Origin of the sequence: Pseudomonas sp. CP4 (assembly GCF_047758505.1) — a bacterium.
Lineage (GTDB): Bacteria > Pseudomonadota > Gammaproteobacteria > Pseudomonadales > Pseudomonadaceae > Aquipseudomonas > Aquipseudomonas fluorescens_AO.
Genome location: NZ_CP180489.1, coordinates 655,157 through 676,617, shown reverse-complemented (window position 1 = coordinate 676,617; position 21,461 = coordinate 655,157). Strand labels below are relative to the sequence as shown.

Here is a 21,461-nt window from a genome sequence, read left to right as displayed (position 1 = left end):
GCACGCACTTTCCAGTTCGCCGGTGCGCCTGGCCGGCGCACCGACGAACGACCACTTGCGGAATCAGCCCAGATGATGCCGCTCTGCAAGGCGATAAACATCGGTGTCGAGGCCTTCGAAACGAGCCTTCAACTGCAACGCCAAGTACAGCGAATAGTGCCGTGACTGATGCAGGTTGCCGCCGTGAAACCAGAGGTTCTGCTGCTGGGTCGGTTTCCACATGTTGCGCAGTTCACCTTCATACGGGCCGGGGTCGTTGGTGGTGCCGGAACCCAGGCCCCAGCAGCGCCCGACCTTGTCCGCGACTTGCTGGGAAATCAGTTTCGCCGCCCAGCCGTTCATCGAGCCATAACCTGTCGCATAAACGATGAGATCGGCCGGCAAGCGGCTGCCATCGGTGAGCACCACCGCATCCGCTTCGATGCGTTCGACACCGAGGCCCGGCGCGCTCTTGAGCTTGATCGTGCCGTTGGCGATCAGTTCCGAGGCGCCGACGTCGATGTAGTAACCCGAGCCACGGCGTACGTATTTCATGAACAAACCCGATTCGTCATCGCCGAAATCGAGGATGAAACCCGCACGGGTCAGGCGTTCATAGAAGTCCTTGTCGCGCTCCTTGATCGCGTCGAAGACCGGCCGATGAAACTGTGGCATGACCTTGTACGGAATCGAGGCGAACAGCAGGTCGGCCTTGTCCGTGGTCAGGCCCGACTCCAGCGCCTCTTCGGAATAGAGGCCGCCGAAAACCAGTTCCATCAGGCTGTCCGAACGCACGATGTGCGTACTCGAACGTTGCACCATGGTCACCTCGGTGCCGTTTTCCACCAGATCGGCGCAGATGTCGTGGGCCGAGTTGTTCGCGCCGATGACCACAGCGCGCTTGCCTTTCCACGCATCGCCGCCGGGGTGGCGGCTGGAGTGATGTTGCTGGCCCTTGAAGTCTTCGGCGCCGGGATACACCGGCACATTCGGTACCCCAGACATGCCGGTGGCGAGGATCAGTTGCGTCGGCTGCAGGGTGATGCGCTCGCCGTTGCGCAGGACCTCCACGGTCCAGCGGCCAGTCTGTTCGTCAAACGTAGCGCCGAGGCATTCAGTGCGCGGCCAGTAGTTGAGTTCCATGACCTTGGTGTACATCTCCAGCCAGTCGCCGATCTGGTCTTTCGGGGTGAACACCGGCCAGTGGTCGGGGAAGGGCAGGTAGGGCATGTGGTCGTACCAGACCGGGTCGTGCAGGCACAAAGACTTGTAGCGGCCGCGCCATTGATCGCCGGGGCGCTCGGCCTTGTCGATGATCAGCGTCGGTACGCCCATGCGTTTAAGCCTCGCGCCGAGGCCGAGCCCGCCCTGACCGCCGCCGACGATCAGACAGTACGGTTGCGTGGTGATGCCCAGCGCCGCTTCTTCATCGCGGCGGCGCTCCAGCCAGTTGCGCTTGTCGGCGTGGGCATGGCCGTGACTGGCGCCGATTGGCCGGCGGCGGCCGCTGGGTTCTTCGAAGCCTTTGAGTTCGCGCATGGTGGTCAGCAGCGTCCAGCACAAACCGTCCTTCAGGCGCACGTAGCCTTTGCCGCGCGCCATGTCGGTTTCCAGGCTCATCCAGCCTTCGAGCACGCCGTCGCTGAGCGTGGCTTCACCTTCGAGTTGCCAGCGCTCGGGCCGGGTCTGCTCAAGGCGTGTTTCGAGCATGTCGCGAATCGCCGGTTTGCCTTCCAGCGTGACGAGGTTCCAGCTGAACAGCAGCAAGTCACGCCAGTGGCATTCTTCGGCAAACAGCTCCAGCGTGCCGTCCACATCTCGTTGCGCCAGACGTTCGCCGAGGCGTTCGACCCAAGCGGCAAGTTGCGCTGTTGGCGTTTGCAAAGGGGTTTCGATAGCGATGTTCATGGGGCCACTCCCGATCTTGTTGTTTTGGTAAGCCATGGCACCAGAGCAAGGCTTGGGCCAGCTCTTTGAAAGGCGCTGGCCAGAGCGTCTGATGCAAAAATCGGAGCGAGGTGCAGAGGGCGCCCTGTCACGAATTCGGGAATCGAGGATGACACTGTGTCACTCGGCGCGAGATTCCCTCGCGGCGAGCTTTTCATCTAAGCTGCGGACAGACCGTGTCTTCACCGAAGCGGAGCACAACAACAATGAAACCGGCCTCGATCAACGCCCACGCACGCCAGGTGCTGCAAGCCGTGCAGGGCACTGTAGCCAGTCCCGGCGCGGCGGCAGACCTGGCGATCACTCGCTCATGGCGGCGTTGCCTGGATCAATACCAGCTCGATCCGGCCAGCCGCCGCGCGCCGGATGTGCTTGAACAGGCACGCTTGCGCGAACACCGTGCGCCGCTGGAACACATCATTTCCGTCGCCCACTGGCAGATGAACAGCCTGCACCAGCAACTGGGGCGTGACGGCCATGTCGTGCTGCTCACCGATGCACGCGGCGTGGCGATCGACAGCGTGTTCAATGAGGCTGAACGCGGTGAATTCCAGCGCTCCGGGCTGTGGCTCGGCTCGGTCTGGAGCGAGGAGCACGAGGGCACCAACGGTGTCGGCACCTGCCTGGTCGAGCGCCAGCACGTGACCATTCGCCGCGACGAGCATTTCCGTGGCAAGCACGTCGGCCTGACCTGTTCGGCCAGCCCGATATTCGACGCCAGCGGCGAGTTGCTCGCGGTGCTCAACCTGTCTTCGGTGCGCGAGGAGAGCAGCCTTGAGCAACGCTTCAAGGCCATGGCCCTGACCAATCTGTCGGCCAGGTTGATCGAGAGCTGTTTTTTCCTTGGCCACGATCCGCAGCGCTATTTGCTGCGGTTTCATCCGGATGCCGGGTTTGTCGGACTGCTGGGTGAAGGCCTGCTCAGCTTCGACGAGAGTGCGCGGATCTGTTCGGTGAATGCGGCGGCGCTGGATCTGCTGGGCCTGAGCCGCGAGCAAATGGTCGGGCAGTCGCTGACCCTGCTGCTGGAAACGCCGATGGAGCGGTTGCTCGATCAGGCCAGTGCTCAGGCACACGTCTGCTGGCCGATGCGGCTGATAGATGGGCGCCTGTTCTATGGCCAGTTGCGTGAACCGATTCGCTCGGTGCCGTTGACCATCCCGGCCATCGCAAACATCAGTGACGAGCGCGTGTGCCTGGAAGACCCGCGCCTGCAACGCGGATTCGCCCGCGCGTTGCGTGTACTCGAACGTGACGTGCCGGTGTTTCTGCAGGGTGAAACCGGCACCGGCAAGGAAGCTTTTGCGGCAGCGCTGCACCGCGCCAGCTCCCGTGCAGGCCAGCCGTTTATCGCGATCAACTGCGCGGCCATTCCTGAAACGCTGATCGAGAGCGAGCTGTTCGGCTATCGCGGCGGCAGCTTCACCGGCGCACGCAAGGACGGCATGGTCGGCAAGCTCGAGCAGGCCCATGGCGGCATTCTGTTTCTCGACGAAATCGGCGACATGCCCCTCGCGCTCCAGACACGCTTGCTGCGGGTGCTCGAAGAGCGCCAGGTTGTGCCGCTGGGCAGCGCAACGCCACGCGCGCTCGATGTCCGTTTGATCAGCGCCAGCCACCAGAATCTGCAAGCCTGCGTGGCTGACGGACGCCTGCGCGAAGATCTGTTTTATCGCATTGGCGGTTTCGCCGTGGAACTGCCGCCGCTGCGCGAGCGTTCCGACAAGGGCCGTCTGCTTGACCTGTTGCTGCGCGAAGAAATGGCGGGCGCCAATGTGCGGCTGGAAGCGGGAGTTCGAGAGCACTTGCTGGCGCAGCCCTGGCCGGGCAACGTCCGGCAAATGCGCACCTGTTTGCGGACGTTGGTAGCGTTAGCGGTGGACGGGCGGATCACGCTGGAGGATGTGCAGGAGTTACTGCCAGCAAGTCACGACCAACCTGTTGACGATCCACTGGGCGTATCCGAACGCCAGACGTTGCTGAGCTTGATTGAGGCGGAGCACTGGCATGTCGCGCGTGTTGCCAGTCGTCTGGGCATCAGCCGCAATACGCTGTATCGCAAACTGCGTCAGCATGGAATCATTCGACCTGTTTGAAGACAATCGCGATCATTTGCGTCCATTCGCTGTTGATCGCGCGCATTGCCGGGAAATTGCTTGGATCCAATCATTGATTCACTATATCGCATGCCGACAAGCGGTAGGCTCAGGCTATTGCTAGAAGTGATGGCGCAATGACATATTGCAGCACCTTCCCTCACTTCAAGATGTACCGAAAATGCGCCCCCTCAAGTCACTTGTTGCAGCGTCGTTGCTGCTCAGCGGGTGCAATGGAATGCCAGTCGCTTTTGTTCAGGATCCTGTTTTAGACCAAGCCTTTGTCGTTCACTCCGGCGCGCCTTTGCCTTACTTGCTGATGGGTTCGGCTGTGCAATGGAATGAGGATTTTGCCGTGACGGTGAAGCACATTCCTTACTTGTCGGGCACGGTTTTCCAGGGGCAGGCAGACGTGCAGTTCTTCCGTCACAAGGCCAGTAGTGTGCCGGCGTGGCGCGGCTACACGCCGGGCGAAGAGCTGACTTCGGTGGGATTCAATTCGCTGTACATGTCAATCAAGGGCACCGGCCAGGCTTTACCGGCCATGGTTCGCCTCGACGTCAAAGAGGGCAACGTGCTTTACGGCACCCACAATGGCGCACTGGCCAAAGGCATGTCCGGCGGGCCGGTGTTTTCCGCCGATGGCAAAGTGGTCGGCATCAACGTGGCGTTCCTCACCCGTGACGACGTCAGCCGCCTCAAGCGCAAGGACTTGCTCGATCAACCGCGCGTAAGCATCTTTTTGCCGTACGCGGAGATCAATCGCGAGTGGTCGCGCTATCAGGCCAGCATCACCCCGACAGCGCCACCGGCGACCAAACTGGCCAGCCGCTGATCAACGTTCGCGCAACGCTTCGCGGGCGCGGTTGAGCGGTTTGATCAGGTAGTCCAGCACGGTTTTTTCGCCGGTGCGGATGTCCACCGTGGCGATCATCCCGGGCACGATGGCGAAGCGTTTGCCGGCCTTGTTGCGCAGTTCATCCGACGCGGTGCGGATGAACACGCGGTAGTAGAAGATTTCCGGCTTGGCTTCGTCCTGAATCGTGTCCGGCGAGATCGTCACCACTTCGCCGTCGAGGCTGCCGTAGATCGAATAGTCATAGGCGGTGATTTTCACTTTCGCCGCCTGGCCCGGGTGAATGAAGGCGATGTCGCGCGGCGAGATACGCGTCTCGATCAGCAGTTGTTCATCCAGCGGCACGATCTGCATGACCTGGCCGTTGGGTGCAATGACGCCGCCAATCGTGCTGACCTCGATGTCCTTGACGATGCCGCGCACCGGCGAGCGCAGGGTCAGACGCGACAGTGAATCGGTGCGACCACGGATTACCGCTTCGAGCATCTGCGCTTCGGCGTTGGCCTTGGCCAGGTCTTCGCGGGCGCGGACCATGTAATCGGAACGCGCCTCGGTGGCCTTCAATTCCAGCTCCGAGCGCTGACGGGTCAGGCGCAGCACTTCGACCCGGCTCGAGGCACCGATCTTCGCCAGATTTTCAGTGATCGCCAGTTCGCTGCGCACCAGTTTCAGCGAGCTTTGAATGCCGTCGAGGGTTTCCGCCAGACCTTTGCGCCGGGTCTGATAGAGCTCGGTTTCGGCGCGGATCAACTCGGGAAATTCCTGCAGCGATGCGTCGAAAGTCAGGGGCTTTTCGCTGACCTCGGCCTGCAAGCGGTTGACGCTGGCCAGCGCTGCACGGTACTTGGCCGCGCTTTCGCCGACGTTGGACTGGTTCTTCACCGGGTCCAGTTGCGCGAGAATCTGCCCGCGCTCGACCAAAGCGCCTTCGCTGACGTTGAGCTGTTCGAGAATGCCGCCCTCCATCGACTGAATCACCTGCTCGCGCGAGCTGGGCACCACTTTGCCGGTACCGGTCGAGACTTCGACGATCTCAAACCACGCCGCCCAGGCAATGAAACAGGCGAGCATCAGCGCGCAACCCCAGATCACTTTTGCACCACCGGCAATTGCGCGCTCATCGCGGCCGTCGAGGTAGGACATCGGGTCCGGCACGTCGGTCATCATCGGCTTCATACCGTCACTCCTTTGCCCGGTGTGCGCAACCGCGCCAGTGCCGCGTCGCGATGGTCATCGATGACGATACGTCCGTTGTCGAGAACGATGATCCGCTCGACCAGTTGCAGGACACTGACCCGGTGCGTGGCGACCACCAGCGTTCGGCCCTGGGTCCAGGTCGCGAGTTTTTCCAGCAGCAGCCGTTCGGTGACGTCATCGAGCGCGGCCGTCGGTTCGTCGAGCAGCAGCACTTGTGGCTGGCGGATCAACAAGCGCGACAGCAACAAGCTCTGACGCTGACCGCCCGAAAGGCCCAAGCCACCTTCAAGCACTAAATGATCCATGCCTTTGGGCAACTGCCGAACGAAATCCAGCGCGCCAGTGACAGTCAGCGCGGCGATGATTTCCTGATCGCTGGCCTGACCGGCGCCGAGGGTGATGTTGTCGCGCAGGGTGCCGTGAAACAGCCGCGCCTGTTGCGAGAGCAGGCCGACATCGCGGCGCAGGTCGGCCGGATCCAGATGCGCCAGGGCGATGCCGTCCAGGCTGGTTTCACCGCTGCTCAGATCCATCGCGCCGCCCAGCGCCTGCAGCAGCGTTGACTTGCCGGCGCCGTTGCGGCCGAGCAGGGCGATGCGCTCGCCGGGGCGAATGCTCAGGTCGATGTTGTTGAGCGCCGGGGTCGATTCCTCGCTGTAGCGAAAACTGGCCTGACGCAGGCGGTAGTCGCCGCGAATCGCTGGCAGGTGCACGCGCTGGCTGCCCTCGGGATGATCCACCGGCATCTGCATGATCCGGTTCAAGCCTTCGAGCGCGACCTTGGCCTGCTGCCATCGGGTGAGCACGTGGGTCAGTTGCGCCATCGGCCCCATCATCCGCGACGACAGAATCGACGCCGCGACCAGACTGCCGGTGGTCAAGTCGCCGGCAATCACCATAGGCGCGCCGAACACGATGACCACCGCAAACACGCCGCCTTGTACGTTCTGCGTCCACGCCACCAGGCTGTTGGTCAAGGTGCGCAGGCGCAGGCTGCTGTCCGCCGAGGCGGCGTTGTACTGGTTCCACTGTTGCTGAAAACGCTGCTCGGCCTGCAATGCCTTGATGTCGTCGAGGCCCTGAATACTTTCCACCAGCATGGCGTTGCGCAGCGCCGCTTCACGCATCGAGGCATTGGCCAGTCGCGCCAGGCGCGGTTGCGCGATGATCCCGGGCAACAACATGAACACCAGCGCCACCAGTGGAATCAGCACCAGTGGTCCGCCGATCAAATAGAACACCAGCAGGAACAGCAGGAAAAACGGCATGTCCGCCAGCGCCGTGGCGGTGCTGGAGGTGATCAGGTCGCGGATCTGCTCCAGCTCGCGCAATTGCGAAATGAACGAACCGGTGGATTTCGGCCGTGCGGAATTGCGCAGGCGCAAAGCGTGGCCGAAGACCAGATCGGAGACGCGCAAATCGGCGCGCTTGCCCAGCACATCGGTGATGCGCAGACGCAGAATGCGCATGACGAAATCGAACAGCAGCGCCAGCATCACCCCGCCGAACAACACGTACAGGGTCGGCAGCGACTCGGCCGGAATAACCCGGTCGTACACCTGCATGGAAAACAGCACCCCGGCCATGCCCAGCAGGTTGGCGACCAGCGAGGCGATCATCACTTGGCTGTAAGGGCGCAGATCGGTGAGGACGATGCGCCGGAACCAGTGCTCGTCGTAGGGCTTGATGTAATCGTTGGTGCGCACGTCGGCCACCGGTTGCGTCGGACGCAGAATCACCGTGCGTAGGGCCTGCTCGGCGAGCGCGCCAGCCTCCATGCGACTCTGCAAACCTTGATCGCCACTGAAGCAGATGCCCAGCTCGCCGGTTTCGCCGATGCTTTCGAGCACGCCGACCTGACCATCACGCAGTTGCACCACCAGCGGCGTGCGCCAGCGGCTCAGGCTCTTGTTGTCGAATACCGCGAATTTCACGCTCAAACCGGCCTGACGCGCCATGTGCCGAACCACTTCTTCGACGCGGCCTTCGCTGTGCACCGAGGCCAGGCGCACGCTTTCCGGCGAGACGTCGAGTCGGTAGTGGCGGGCGACCTTGAGCACCGCTTCTAGCCACGGCGAATAATCTTCGCGAGCTTCGGCAGCGGCGGGTTCGGGAACAGTGATGCTGGCATCGGTCATGGCAGGATCTCGACATTCTGGATGGCGCTGTGGTCGATGCCGAAGACCCGGCGAATCGCACCGCTGTTGTAGAAGCAGTCGATCTGCAGGCGTTGCAGATCAGCCTGGGTGTTGACCAGATCGAAGCGCGACTGATGGATTTCCTGCTCGGCGTTGAGCAGGTCGAGCAGCGGCCGCGTGCCCAGTTCCAGGTATTGGCGGCCATACAACATGCGCGCCTCGGTGATGCTGCTCTGGCGAAACTCCAGCGAACGCAGCCGTCGGCTCAGGCCCGAGGTTTGCGCCTGGGCTTCAGCCAGACCCTGGCGCGCTTGCAGGCGGGCGAAGTCTTCGGCCGAGTCCGCTGCGGTCAGCGCATGTCCGGCGGCGCGGCTGCGCGCACTGATCGCACCGCCCTGATAGATCGGCACTTCGAGGTTGAGGAAGATTCCGACCTGAGTGCGATCGGCGCGCGAGTTCTGATCGTCGTAGTGGTCGTCCAGGTATTGGTTGACCGACGGTTGCAGCGACAGCGTCGGATAGGCCTCTGCCTTGGCCTGGGCCAGTTCGGCCTGGGCCTGGGTGCGTTGCGCGGCCGCCTGGAGAACAGCGGGCAGGGTGTCGGAGATTTGCGAGGCGTCACAGGCCTGACTCAGCGTCGGCGCGGCGGCGTCGCTGACTGCCGGCGGCGTGCGCCGTCCGAGCAGACTGGTCAGGGTCGCTTGCCAGCGCGCGTATTGCGCCTTGAATTCCTGCAATGTCGCCGTCGCGCCTTCGGCCCGGGACTGCGCCTGGACCATATCGGAACGGGTGCTGGCGCCCATGTCGCTGCGCTGTTTGGCCAGATCAACGATGCCGCCGATGCCCTGAATCTGCTCACGCGCAACCTCGAGCAGCCGCTGATAACGCTGTACTTCGATGTAGGCCCTGGCGGTGTCGCGGGCGATGTCGTCGATCGCCAGCAGAATCCCGGCCTGACTGCGCGCCACCCGGGCGCGGGCGGCGTCGACTGAACTGGAAACCTTGCCGAAGTCATACAGCATCTGTTTCAGGGAAATGTTCACCGACTGGCTGCCGGCATCGCTGCCGTAACCGCTGGTGTAACCACCCTTGATGCCGCCGGTGACCTGCGGGTAATAGCCGGATTCGGCGACGTTGACCCCTTCGCCTTGTTGGAACAGGGTGCCGATGGCCTCGCCGATCCGTGGGTGCCAGTCCACGGCGAGCCTGACCGCTTGTTCCAGCCCCAACGCGTCGGCATCGGCGGACGCTTTGGAAGCAAGGGCAGGGCGCTGACGATTGTCATTGCCTGCCGGTTGTTGCAGTTGCGACGGGCTGATGCTGCGCAAGCTGCTGTCGAGATTGTCGTCGGCGCGAACGTCGACGGTGAAAGCGGGGTAGAGGCCGATGGTCAACAGGACCACCGGCCATTTCTGGCGAAAAACTGACTCCACAGACTTCCCTTACTGTTGAGAGACCAACGTTCGATGTCTTGTTTCAAACCACTTGAATGCCGTTCTGTACCCACAAGTGGTGGCTCGGATCCTCCTGCGCCGTGTATTGAACATAGTCGATGCCGTCGGCCTGTTGCGTGCCATCGGCGACCCAGCCATCGGTCATGTGCACGCTGTCCTTGTCGTCACCCTTGATCAGCAGGGTGTTGTTGTCCGAGGACGTGATCGCCAGCAGATCGCTGAGGTTCAGCGTCAGCGCAACCGCACTGGAGTGGTTGAGGTCGAGGATTTCGACGTTGTGGATCTTGCTCTGCAGATCGCCGAGGTTGATCGATACGTCGCCACCGGCCCAAAGCAGGGTGTCGGTGCCGCTGCCGCCATCGACTGAGGCGAACTGCTGGTCGGCGATGATCAGCGTGTCGTCGCCCCCTCCGCCTTGCAGGGTAACGGCGCCACCGTGCGAGCCGTCGAGGGTGTCGTTGCCCTCGGTGCCCTGGATCAACTCACTGCCAGCGACATGGGCCAGACCGAGGTCATCGCTGGCCAGCGCCGAGAACGCGGTGCTGGCAAATGCGCCGGCCTTGTTCAGGTCGATGGTCAGTGTTGCGGTGTCGACCGTGCCGTTGGGGTGGGTGAGTTGATAGGTGAAGGTGTCTTCCTGACCGATCACCGCATCGGTCAGCCCGGCCTTGAGCGTGTAGGTGTAGTTGCCGTTGGCCTGAACCACCAATGTGCCGTAGTTGCCGACCAGCGACACGCCGTTGTAACCCGGCGCCACGTAACTGCCGGCGACCAGTACGCTGAGCAAGGTGTACACCGAGCCCAACACATCGGCGCCGCCGCCTGCGGTGTCGGTGAGCAGGTTGCCTGACACGGGCGTGTAGCTGCCGACCACGAACTGGTTGTTGTAGGTTGCGACGTTGATCAGGCTGGTGTTGACGCTGGTCAGCAGGCCGAGGCCGCCCACTGCCACCCGCACTTGATAGCTGCCGGCGGTCTGGTCGTCGAACTTGATCCCGTAATTGCCACCGCCGAGGCTGACCAGCGCGTTGCCGCCGTAACTCTTGACCAGTACGTACTGGTTGGTCGCCGTGTTGAGCTTGTACAGGCCGACCGTCATCGAACCGAGCAGCGCGAGCAAGTTGCTCGAGTTGACCACCACGGTCAGGTCGCTGACGGTGTCGGCCGCGACCACGGTGTTGTAGTTGCCGCTGCCGCCGCCCAGCAGCACATTGAACGTGCCGAGGGTGGAGTTGGTGGTGACTTCGCGGTTGATCAGGGTGACGTCGGTCGAGGCGATGTCCGCTGTGGCATCAACCACCAGTGCTGGGCTGCCAAGGTTGGCGTCGTTCCAGACTTCGGTGGCTTGCGGGCTGTCGATGCGCACATACAGATTGGCGGTGTCGCTCAAGCCGTTCGGGTGCACCAGTTGATAGTTGAACACGTCGACCTTGCCGACACTGCCAACACTGCCGTTCGGCTTGTAGCTGTAGTTGCCGTTGGCATCGATGGTCAGCGTGCCGTACAGGCCTTGCACCGTAGTGCCGGCACCAGCGCTGACCCAGGCGCCGTTCTTGAAGATCTGCAATTGCGCGCCGTTGTCCGGGCCGGTTTGATCGACCGTTCCATCGACGCCGACGTTGGTGATGACGTTGCCGGTCACCGCTGGCCCGGCGATGCCGTTGAACTGGGTCAGGCTGCTGACGTCCAGTTGCAGTTGGGTATTGACCGTGGTCAGCACGCCGATGCCGGTGCTCGACACCGTCAGTCGATAATCGCCCGAGAGCAGATTACCAATGTCGACCCGCACGCCCTGGCCGGCCAGGGCAATCAGATCGAGCAGGCCGCCGCTGCCGTTGACATCCAGAGTGACCCAGGTGCCGCTGGCATTCTTTACCTGCAGTGTGTAGACCACGCCGTCGATCAGCGAGATCAGGCTGTTGGTGGTCAGCGTCAGGGTTGGATCAAGACGCGTACCGCCGGCCACGGTGAAGGTAAAGGTTTTCGAAAACCCGGCCAGCAGCGTGGTGAACGAGTCGTTGAAGGTCTGCGACGCGGTGACCGGGGCCAGGGTGACGGTGCCGACGGCGAGGTTGTCGCTGGCGATAACCGGCGCATTGACGTCGACATCCGGCGCGATGACGTTGGCGGCGACCGATACGTTGCCGCGTGCGTCGCTGAGGTTGATGGTGAGTTTTTCGCCGTTGATCTGCGCACTGCTAAGGGTGACGGTAAACACGCCGAGGTTGTTGACCGTGCCGGTGCCCAGGACAGTGCCGCTGGCCGACTTGATGGTGACGGTTGCGCCGGCTTCGCCGGTACCGGTGACGCTGAGGCCATCGGCACCGACCAGCAACGCCGTGGCCGCAGCGGGCGGCGTCAGGTCTGGCGCCGTCGCGGTCGCCGCTGCCGATACGTTGCCGCTCGGATCGGCCTGGGTGACGCTGAGCACTTGGCTGTTGATCTGCGCCGAAGCCAGCACCACGGAGAAGCTGCCGTTGGCGGCGACGGTGGCGGTGCCGAGTACCACACCGCCGACGCCGCGTACGCTGATGGTTGAACCGGGCACACCGACGCCAGTGAGCAAGGTGCCGCTGCCATTGACGCTGACGCCAGTCGGCGCAACGGGTGCGGTGATGTCCGGCGCTGTCACGCTGGCGTTGGGCGACAAGTTGCCGGCCGGGTCGACCAGCCGCACGGTCAACAGCTGTCCATCCAATTGCGCGGTGTTCAGGTTGAAGCTGAACGTGCCGCCACTGCCCACGGTGGTGGTGCCAATCAGCGCGCCGCCCGGACCGTAGACGTTGACCGTTGCACCGGCCTCACCCGAACCGCTCAAGGTCAGACCATTGGCAGCCAGCGTCAGACCGCTGGCCGCGATCGGCGCCTGTACGTCAGGGGCCGTCAGGTTGAATACCGGCGACAGATTGCCCGTCGGGTCGGCCTGTTGGACGTTGAGCTGTTGGCCGTTCAGTTGCGCGCTGGACAGTTGCACGGTGAAGGTGCCGCCAGCATTGACCACGGCGGTGCCGAGGACGGTACCGGCCGCATTGGTCACGCTGACCGTGGCGCCGGCTTCACCTGTGCCGCTGACCGCCAGGCCAGTGCCGTTCAAGGTGACATTGCTCAGCGGCGCCGGCGCGGTGGTATCGGCGACGCTGAGATTGGTCACCGGCGAAACGTTGCCCGCCGCATCACTCTGCGTGACGCTCAGCTGTTGGCCGTTGAGTTGCGCGGAGGACAAGGTCACCGAGAACGAGCCATTGCCCGCCACCGTCGCCGTGCCCAATACCGTACCGCCGACACCGCGTACGGTGACGGTGGCGCCGGCTTCACCGAGCCCGCCGAGCACCAGGCCGGCACCGCTGAGTACCAGCGCCGTCGGAGCGGCCGGGGGAGTGATGTCGGGCGCGGTTACGTTAAGCCCGGATGAGGTGTTATTGGACGCATCGGTCTGAGTCGCGTTGAGCACCTGACCGTTAACCTGCGGCGCATTGAGTTGCGCGCTGAAGGTGCCATTGGCGCCGACCGTCGCATTGCCCAGCACGACGCCGCCAGCGCCGGTGATTGTCACCGACGCGCCGACTTCGCCGCGACCGGTAACCAGTGTGCCGCTGGCATTGACCGCCAGATCGCTGAGTGGCGCCGGGGCCGAAGTGTCACCTGCGGTGATTTCAGTCGGCAGCGAGGCGCCACCCAACGCAGTGTTGGCGGTGACTTCAAGGTTTTGGCCGTTGGTTTGCGCGGGCGTCAGCACCACGCTGAACGTGCCATCCGGGCCAGTCACGCCGGTGCCGATCAGACTGTTGTCAGGCCCATAAACATTGATGGTGGTGCCGATCGCCGCCGTGCCGGTCAGCGTCACGCCGTCGGCTGTCAGTACAAGATTGTCCGGCGCAGCCGGGGCTGGCACTGCTGGAACAGCCAGGATGGCGTCTTCCGAGACATTGGTTGCGACGTCGGTCTGAGTCACGGTCAACACCTGGCCGGCAGTGATGCCCGTGGCCAGATCGATCAGGAATGTACCGTTGGCCGCGACCGTACCAGTGCCGACAACATTGCCCAGCGCATCGGTCACCTCGACACTCGCGCCGGCTTCGCCGCGCCCGGCGAGCTGGCTCAGATCGCCGCTGATGGTGAGGCCGGTGACGGCATCGGGAGCGGTAATGTCAGGTGCCGGGAAGAGGAATGTCGGCGATGAGTTCTGTGCCTCGTCCGTCGCGATCACTGACAACAATTGGCCATTGGCCTGGGGCGGATCAAGTTCGACGGTGTAGCTGCCGTTGCCCAGCGCCACTGCCGTGCCCAGCACGGTACCGTCAGCCGACAATACCGTGACGGTGCTGCCCGCTTCGGCGGTACCGGCGAGCAAGGTGCCGGCGCCGGTCAGCGATGTCACCGTCGGTGCGATCGGTGCGGTGCTGTCCGTCGCGTCGACCAAGGCTGGCTCGGACAGGTTGTTTTTCGCGTCGGCTTGCACCACAGAGAGTGCGCGGCCGTCCAGCTGCGCAGCTGACAGGTTGACGCTGAAACTGCCGTCTGCGGCCACGGTCGCGGTGCCGAGCAGCACCGTGCCGTCGCGCACGGTGACGATCGCCCCGGGCTCACCGGTACCGGTCAAGGTCAAGCCGTCCTGGCTGACGTTGAGATCAGCGACTGCCAGCGGAGCGGTGGTGTCGCCTGCTTGTACGGGCGCGGTTGGCGACGTGTTCGACGCCAGATCGGTCTGATTGACGCTCAACAACTCGCCATTCACCTGCGGCGGATTGAGGGTCACGCTGAACGAGCCATTGCCGGCCACGGTTGCCGAGCCCAGTACCGTGCCAGTCGCGCTGAGCACGCGCACGGTGGCGCCGGCTTCACCGGTACCGGTCAGCGTCACGCCATCGGGCGTGAGAACAAGACTGGCAGGCGCAGCAGGCACGGTGGTGTCCGGTGCAGTGATTGGCACGATCGGCGAAGGATTGCCCGCCGCATCGCGTTGGATCACCGACAAGGCTTCGCCATTGAGCAGCGGCTGATCAAGGGTCACGCTGAAACTGCCATCGGCCTGCACGGTGCCGGTGCCGACGATGGTGCCCACCGCGTTGGTAACGACCACTTGCGCGCCAGCGGCGCCGGAACCGGTGATCAGGCTGCCGCTGGCGTCGATGTCGACATCGGTCAGTGCGGCAGGAGGCGTGCTGTCCGGTGCGGTCAGGGTGCCGGCAGGCGAGGCATTGCCGACCGCGTCCGCCAACACCACGAACAGCGCTTGGCCATCGGTCTGCGCCGGGGTTACGGACACCTGGAAACGGCCATCGCTGCCCACGGTGCCGGTGCCCAGTTCGGTGCCGTCCGCCGATGTCACGCGGACAATGGCGCCGACTTCGCCGGTACCGGTGAGCGTGTCGCCATCGGCATTCAGTTGCAGATCGGCCGGTGTCGCTGGCGGGGTCAGATCCGGTGCGGTGACCGACACCGGGGCGCTGACGTTGCCGGGTGGATCGGCCTGCTGCACGCTGAGGATCTGTTCGTTGATCTGCGGCGGATTGAGGGTGACGCTGAACGTGCCGTCGCCGAGCACCACGCTGGTGCCGAGCAAAGTGCCGTTGGCATCGCGCACGGTCACGGTCGCGCCGGGTTCGCCAGTACCGATGACCAACGCGCCGGACGAGTTGATATCGACGTTGTCCAGTGGATCAGGCGGGGTGAAGTCCGGTGTGGTCAGGTTCACTGCCGGTGAGTCATTACCCGCCGCGTCGGCCTGGACCACGGTGATCACTTCAGCGTTGGTCAACGCAGGGTTCAGAGCGAGGCTGAAGGTACCGGTCGAGCTGACCACAGCGGTGCCAAGCACATTGCCGTCGCTGTCGATGACCCGCACCTGCGCCCCCGGCTCGCCGCGCCCGGTCAAGCTTGCGCCGTCACCACCGATGCTCAGTTGCGAAACAGCGGCTGGCGGTGTGCTGTCGACCGAAGTGAACGGCGTGGCTGCCGAGGTGTTGCCCGCCGCATCCGTCAGCGACACGGTCAGCGCCTGACCGTTGGCCTGCGGCGTGGTCAGGGTGATCGCAAAGGTGCCGTCGATGCTCACGGTGCCGCTGCCGATCAGCGTACCGGCAGCGTTGTACACGTTGACCGTGGTGCCGGCCTCACCGGTACCCGAGAGCAAGGTGCCGTCCGCGCTTGCCACCAGCGCCGCCGGCGCATTGGGCGCGAGCAGGTCCGGGGCGGTCAGATTGACGCTGTTGGATTCGTTGCCGGCAGCGTCGGCCTGGCTCAGGCTCAGGGTCTGGCCCGAGGTCTGTGCCGGGCTGAGGGTGACGCTGAACGTGCCGTTGGCCGCCACCACGGCGCTGCCGAGAACCACTCCGCCAGTGCCGAGCACCGTGACGGTGGCGCCGGCTTCACCGCGCCCGGTCAGGGCCGTGCCGTTCGGTGCCAGGCTCAGTTCGCTCAGCGGGGTTGGCGCAGCGATATCGGCAGCGGTGTAGTCAGTTGGAGAGGAATTGATGCCGGTGCTCGACGTCGCCACGGCAGACAGCTGTTCGCCGTTCAGCTGTGCGGCATTGAGCGTGACGCTGAAAGTGCCGTTGGCCGCCACCAGCGCGCTGCCGAGCAACACGCCCGAGGCATTGCGAATGCTCACGGTGCTGCCGGCGGTGGCCGAGCCGGTGAGGGTCAGACCGTCGGCGCTGAGGGCCAGATTGGTCGGTGCACTTTCCGCCAGATTACCCGGTGCAGTTACCGGCGCCGCCGGTCCGGTGTTGCCGGCTGCATCGATCTGCACCACGGAAAGATTCGATCCGGCCACCGCCGCCGGGGACAGCGTGACGCTGAAATTGCCGTTGCTGCCAACGGTTGCGGTACCCAGCAAAACACCGCCGGCATCACGCACTTCCACGTTGGCGCCGACTTCGCCGATACCGGTCAGGGTTGCACCGTTGGCGCTGACTGCCAGATCGAAGGCCGCCAACGGCGCGGTGCTGTCGAGGGCATTGACGATGGCCGGAGCAGACGGATTGCCCGCCGCGTCAGTAGCCGTCACGTTCAGCGCCTGACCATTGGTTTGTGGGCTGTTGAGCGTTACCTGGAACGTGCCATTCGCCGTCGCCGTGGTGGTGCCGAGAAGATTGCCCTGGCTGTCGCGCACGGTCACCGTGCTGCCGGCCTCTGCATTACCGGCCAGTTGCACGCCAGCCGCGTTCAGGGTCAGAGCGCTAGGAATCGCCGGCGCAGTCAAATCCACGGCGATGACTTCAACCGCCGTCGATACGTTGCCCGGCGGATCCTCCTGAGTGACGGTCAGCACTTCGGCATTCAGTTGTGCTGCGTTCAGGGTGACGGTGAACGCGCCGCCGCTGCCGACCTGCGCGGTGCCGAGCAAGGTGCCGTCGGCGCTGCGCACAGACACGGTGGCGCCCGGTTCGCCGTGGCCGGTGACGGTGACACCGTCGGCATTCACTGCGACTTGGGTCAGTGCGGCGGGTGGGCTGATGTCGGGCGCATTGACGCTGGTCGAGGGCGAAACGTTGCCGGCAGGGTCGGTCTGGCTGATCGCCAACGCCTCGCCATTGGTCGACGCTGGCGCCAGGGTCACAGTGAACGAGCCGTCCGCGGCAACCACAGCGCTGCCGAGCACGGTGCCGTTGGCGGTGCTGACATTCACTGTTGCGCCTGCTTCGCCCGTGCCGCTGAGGGTGCTGCCATCTGCGCTGATCAGCGGATTCTGCACGGCGGCCGGCGGGGTGCCGTCGACGGTGATCACGCCAGTGGAAGTCGAGGTGTTGCCGTTGGCGTCGGTCAGGCTGACCTGCAGGGTCTCGCCGGTGTTCTGCGCGTTGGGCAAGGTGACCTGGAAGTTGCCGCTCTGATCGACCACGCCGGTGGCCAGAACATTGCCGGCGGCATCCCTGATCGTCACGGTGCTGCCGGCTTCGCCCTGGCCTTTGACCACGGTGCCGACGTCATTGATCGAAACGCCAGTCGCTGCGGCTGGCGGTTGCAGATCGCTGGCAATGATGCCGGCGGGTTGCGACAGGTTGCCGGCGGCGTCGCTCTGGATCGCCGTAAGCGCCTGGCCATTGAGCTGCGCCGGCGTCAGCGTCAGGCTGAACGTGCCGTTGCTGGCGACCAGTGCCGTACCGAGCACGGTACCTGTGGCGTCGGTGACAGTGACCGTCGCCCCGGCCTCGCCGCGTCCCGTGAGTGTCGTGCCGTTGGCATTCAGCGCCAGATTGGTCACCGCGTCCGGGGCCGTGCCATCGAGCGCCGTCACCGTGCCCGGAATCGACACGTCACCGTCGGGACTGGTGGCAGTGACTTGCAGCACTTGCGCGTTGATCTGTTTGGTACTGAGCAACAGGGTGAAACGGCCAAAGCTATTGATCAGCCCGGAGCCGAGCACAGCGCCGCTGCTGTTGGTCACGGTTACGGTGCAACCGGGCGTTCCGGCGCCGGTCAGGGTGAAACCGTCGGTACTCAAGGCCAGATCGGTCGGGGTCGCAACTTGCGTACCGTCCAGACCCGCCAGCGGCACGATGGGCGAATCATTGCCGCCGCCATCCGTGCTGATCACTTCCAGATTGCCGCCAGGCTCGGCCGCTGGATTCAGGGTCACGACGAAGCGGCCATCCGCGTCCGCCGTCGCGGTGCCCAGCACAGCGCCACCGCCCGCGATGCTGACGGTGACCGTGGTGCCCGGTTCGGCAAGACCAGACACTTGGGTGCCCGCCGGGTTGAGCGCGAGATCGCTGACCGCTGCCGGCGGGGTGCTGTCCGGCGCGGTGACGCTGCCGGGAAGCGAACTGTTGGCGCCGTCCGACACCACGACTTGCAAGGCTTCGCCATTGGTTTGCGCGGTATCGAGATTGACCGTGAAGGCGCCAGAGCCGTCAGCAGTTGCGGTACCGATGATGTTGCCGTCGGCGTCCCGCACCTCAACGGTATTGTTCGGCTGCGTGGTGCCGGTGACAGTGGCCCCTGCAGGATCGACGACCAACCCGGTCGGTGCGGGTGGGGCGGTGATGTCCGGTGCCGTAACCGGAGTGGCCGGCGAGGGCAGGGCACTCGCATCAGTCTGGATGACACTCAATACCTGACCGTCGAGCTGAGCCGGGCTCAGGTTGACGCTGAAATTGCCATCGCTGGCAACTACTGTCGTGCCAATTACCGTGCCGTCCGGTGCGCTGACCGTGACGGTGCTGCCGGCTTGTCCGGTGCCGGTCAAGGTCACGCCGTTGCTGGCGAGCACGACGTTGTCCGGCGCCAGCGGCGCGGTGGTGTCCGCTGCCGTCAGTGGCGCGTTCGGAGAAACGTTCACGCCATCCGATTGGCTGACTTGCAGTTGCTGGCCGTTGAGTTGCGGGCTGTTCAGCGCCACCGTGAAAGTCCCGCTGCCATCGACGATCACGGTGCCCAGCGTATTGCCGGCCGAATCCTTGACCGTCACCGTGGCACCGGGCTCGCCTGTGCCGCTCAGTTCAGTACCGCCTGCATTCAGCGTCAGATCCGAAGGGGCCGTGGGGGCCTGGATATCCGGCGCTTCAACTGGAACTGTCGGCGAGCCTGAAGGCGAGCCATCGGTCTGCACCACGCTGAGATTCTGGCCATTGGTCTGTGGCGAGGACAGGGTGACTTCGAAACGGCCGTTGCTGCCGACGACAGCTGTTCCCAGCACGGTCCCATTGGTGTCAGTGACAGTAACGGTGGCGCCGATCTGACCCGCGCCGGAGACCACGGCGCCATTGGCGGAAATGCTTACATCGGTCACGGCAACCGGTGTGGTCAGATCGGGTGCGATCACGTTGACCGGCGCCGAAGGATTGCCGTCTGCGTCGGTCTGGATCACTTGCAGCTGTTGCGCATCGGTCTGGGGAGTCGAGAGGTTTACCGTGAAATTGCCGTCGGCACCCACGGTACCGGTGCCGATGATATTGCCGGCCGGATCGCGCACGGTAATCGAAGCGCCGATTTCGCCTGTGCCGGTCAGCGTCTGCCCTTGGCCGTCGAGCGTAACGCCCGTCAGCGGCGCCGGGCCTTGCGTGTCAGGCGTTACATAGGTCAATGGGGCAGAGGTATTGCCAGCCGCATCGCTGGCACTGATCTGCAACGCTTCGCCATTGTTTTGCGGGCTGCTCAATTGCACCGTGAACGTGCCATCCGCAGCAACGACTGCCGAGCCGAGTACATTGCCGTTCGCATCGCGAACCGTGATCGTTGAACCGACCTGGCCGCGTCCTTTCATCAGCAGGCCGTCCACACTCAGGACAACGTCGCTTGGCTGAGTCAGGCCATCGAGGTCCATGGCGATAACGGTCGTTGCTGGTGACGGGTTGCCGGCGGCGTCAGTGACCAGCACGCTCAGCGCCTCACCATCGATTTGCGCGGCATTGAGTTGCACGGTGAACGAGCCGTCAGCTGCGACTAAAGCTGTGCCGAGCAGCGTACCTTGCGCGTTGGTGACGCTGACTGTGCTGCCGGGCTCGCCACGGCCGGTGACCGACAGGCCATCGCTGCTCACGGCCAGATCCGTTGCAGCGCCGGGGCCGGTGATGTCCGGCGCATTGAAGGTCACGCTCGGTGATTGCGCACCGGCGCTGTTGATCGCAACGATACTGATGACTTCGCCATTGGCCTGCGCGCGGATCAGCGTCAGCAGGAAGGTGCCGTCAGCAGCCACCGCTGCGCGTCCGAGCAATTCGCCATTGGCGGCGCGGACTTCAATGGTGGTGCCTGCGCGAGCAATACCGGTCAGTTGGCTGCCGTCGCTGCTCAAGCCGAGATCGGTTGGCGTCTGCGGTTCGACGACTGCCGGCGCGCTGACCGTTGCGCCAGTGGATGTGTTGCCAGCCGCATCGGTGGCATTCACGGTTAGCGGCTGGCCGCTGGTTTGCGCGGGGCTGAGGGCGACGCTGAAGGTGCCGTCTGCCGCCACAACGGCGCTGCCGAGCAGGGTGCCATCGGCGGCGCGCACCTCAATGGCGGCGCCGGCTTCACCGGTGCCGCCGAGTTGCGTGCCATCGGCGCTTACGCTGAGGTTGCCCGGGGCGGTTGGCGCGGTGGTATCCGGCGCGGTGATCGAGCCGGGCGTGGACACGTTGCCCGCAGGGTCGGTGAGCGTCACGTCGAGCGGCTGGCCATTGTTCTGCGGTGTACCCAGGTCGACCTGGAAACTGCCGTCGGCGCCAACCGTTCCGGAACCCAAAAGGTTGCCGGCAGCATCGCGCACTTGCACGACACTGCCAGCTTCGCCAAACCCAGTCAGCACGCGGCCATCGGACGATAGGGTCAATCCGGTCGCAGGCGCAGGAGGCGTTGCGTCACTACTGCCGCCACCACCTCCGCCGCCCCCACCGCCCCCACCCGTTGCGGCCGCCGCCCCACCCGCGCCCAACAGGCCGAGCCCGGCAATCGCCCACGCAGGCGTTGCGCCGTCAACCACGCCGACGCCGGCGATCAGTTCGTCCAGCGAATCGATTTCGTCAAAGGTAAAGCCATTGAACGGTTCGGTGCTGTAGCGCGCCTGCCACAGCGTCGCGTCGTCACCCTGAAAGACAATGTCATTGGGCACGCCGTCAGGGCTGGTGACGAAGAAATTGGAAATTTTGATTTGCTCGCCAGACTTAAGATTGACGATCAAATCCTGACCGCTGCGACTGGTCGACGCCAGTTGGTCGGGACGGACCGGCATTTGTACAACGGAAGGCTGATTGAGCTGAACATTGCCCCAGTTCTGGGCAGTGAGCTGAGAATTGGCTTTGTCGGCAATGACGATGTTGTCCATTACTACTCCCTGTATATGGCTGGGCGGACGTCCACGGATGGTTTTAAA

7 protein-coding genes are annotated in these 21,461 nt (G+C 64.1%); 2 read left to right on the top strand and 5 right to left on the bottom strand.

Annotated features, from left to right (window positions below; all coding sequences use genetic code 11):
• Positions 1 to 63: 63 nt before the first annotated feature.
• A complete protein-coding gene (locus tag ACMYUN_RS02735; protein WP_415762740.1) occupies positions 64 to 1,887 on the bottom strand; it encodes an NAD(P)-binding domain-containing protein in 1,824 nt (607 codons plus the stop codon).
• A 245-nt stretch (positions 1,888 to 2,132) separates the two neighbouring features.
• Between ACMYUN_RS02735 and ACMYUN_RS02730 the strand changes: the two genes are divergently transcribed.
• Together ACMYUN_RS02730 and ACMYUN_RS02725 are read left to right on the top strand one after the other, a co-directional pair.
• Complete coding sequence (locus ACMYUN_RS02730; protein WP_415762738.1) at positions 2,133 to 4,022, top strand: sigma-54-dependent Fis family transcriptional regulator; 1,890 nt, start codon at positions 2,133 to 2,135, stop codon at positions 4,020 to 4,022.
• Positions 4,023 to 4,377: 355 nt separating this feature from the next.
• A complete protein-coding gene (locus tag ACMYUN_RS02725; protein ID WP_129998515.1) occupies positions 4,378 to 4,857 on the top strand; it encodes a trypsin-like peptidase domain-containing protein in 480 nt (159 codons plus the stop codon).
• On the opposite strand, the gene ACMYUN_RS02720 is transcribed toward ACMYUN_RS02725, so the two are convergent.
• Genes ACMYUN_RS02720 through ACMYUN_RS02705 form a run of 4 tightly spaced genes read right to left on the bottom strand, consistent with a single transcriptional unit; the run spans position 4,858 to position 21,413 of the window.
• Positions 4,858 to 6,045, bottom strand: a complete 1,188-nt coding sequence (locus ACMYUN_RS02720) for an HlyD family type I secretion periplasmic adaptor subunit (protein WP_415763946.1) — start codon at positions 6,043 to 6,045, stop codon at positions 4,858 to 4,860.
• 5 nt (positions 6,046 to 6,050) lie between these two features.
• A complete protein-coding gene (locus tag ACMYUN_RS02715) occupies positions 6,051 to 8,213 on the bottom strand; it encodes a type I secretion system permease/ATPase (RefSeq protein ID WP_415762735.1) in 2,163 nt (720 codons plus the stop codon).
• Positions 8,210 to 9,646 (bottom strand): TolC family outer membrane protein, encoded by a 1,437-nt coding sequence (locus ACMYUN_RS02710; protein ID WP_415762733.1) that lies wholly within the window; start codon positions 9,644 to 9,646, stop codon positions 8,210 to 8,212. Before ACMYUN_RS02710 ends, ACMYUN_RS02715 begins: the two co-directional genes overlap by 4 nt.
• A 43-nt stretch (positions 9,647 to 9,689) precedes the next feature.
• Positions 9,690 to 21,413, bottom strand: coding sequence for a BapA/Bap/LapF family large adhesin (locus tag ACMYUN_RS02705; RefSeq protein ID WP_415762731.1), 11,724 nt, complete (start codon positions 21,411 to 21,413; stop codon positions 9,690 to 9,692).
• Between the last annotated feature and the right edge of the window lie 48 nt (positions 21,414 to 21,461).

Coding starts and splice junctions, on each gene's coding strand:
- ACMYUN_RS02735 (WP_415762740.1), bottom strand. CDS start 1,887: ATGAACATCGCTATCGAAACCCCTTTGCAAACGCCAACAGCGCAACTT.
- ACMYUN_RS02715 (WP_415762735.1), bottom strand. CDS start 8,213: ATGACCGATGCCAGCATCACTGTTCCCGAACCCGCCGCTGCCGAAGCT.
- ACMYUN_RS02705 (WP_415762731.1), bottom strand. CDS start 21,413: ATGGACAACATCGTCATTGCCGACAAAGCCAATTCTCAGCTCACTGCC.
- ACMYUN_RS02730 (WP_415762738.1), top strand. CDS start 2,133: ATGAAACCGGCCTCGATCAACGCCCACGCACGCCAGGTGCTGCAAGCC.
- ACMYUN_RS02720 (WP_415763946.1), bottom strand. CDS start 6,045: ATGATGACCGACGTGCCGGACCCGATGTCCTACCTCGACGGCCGCGAT.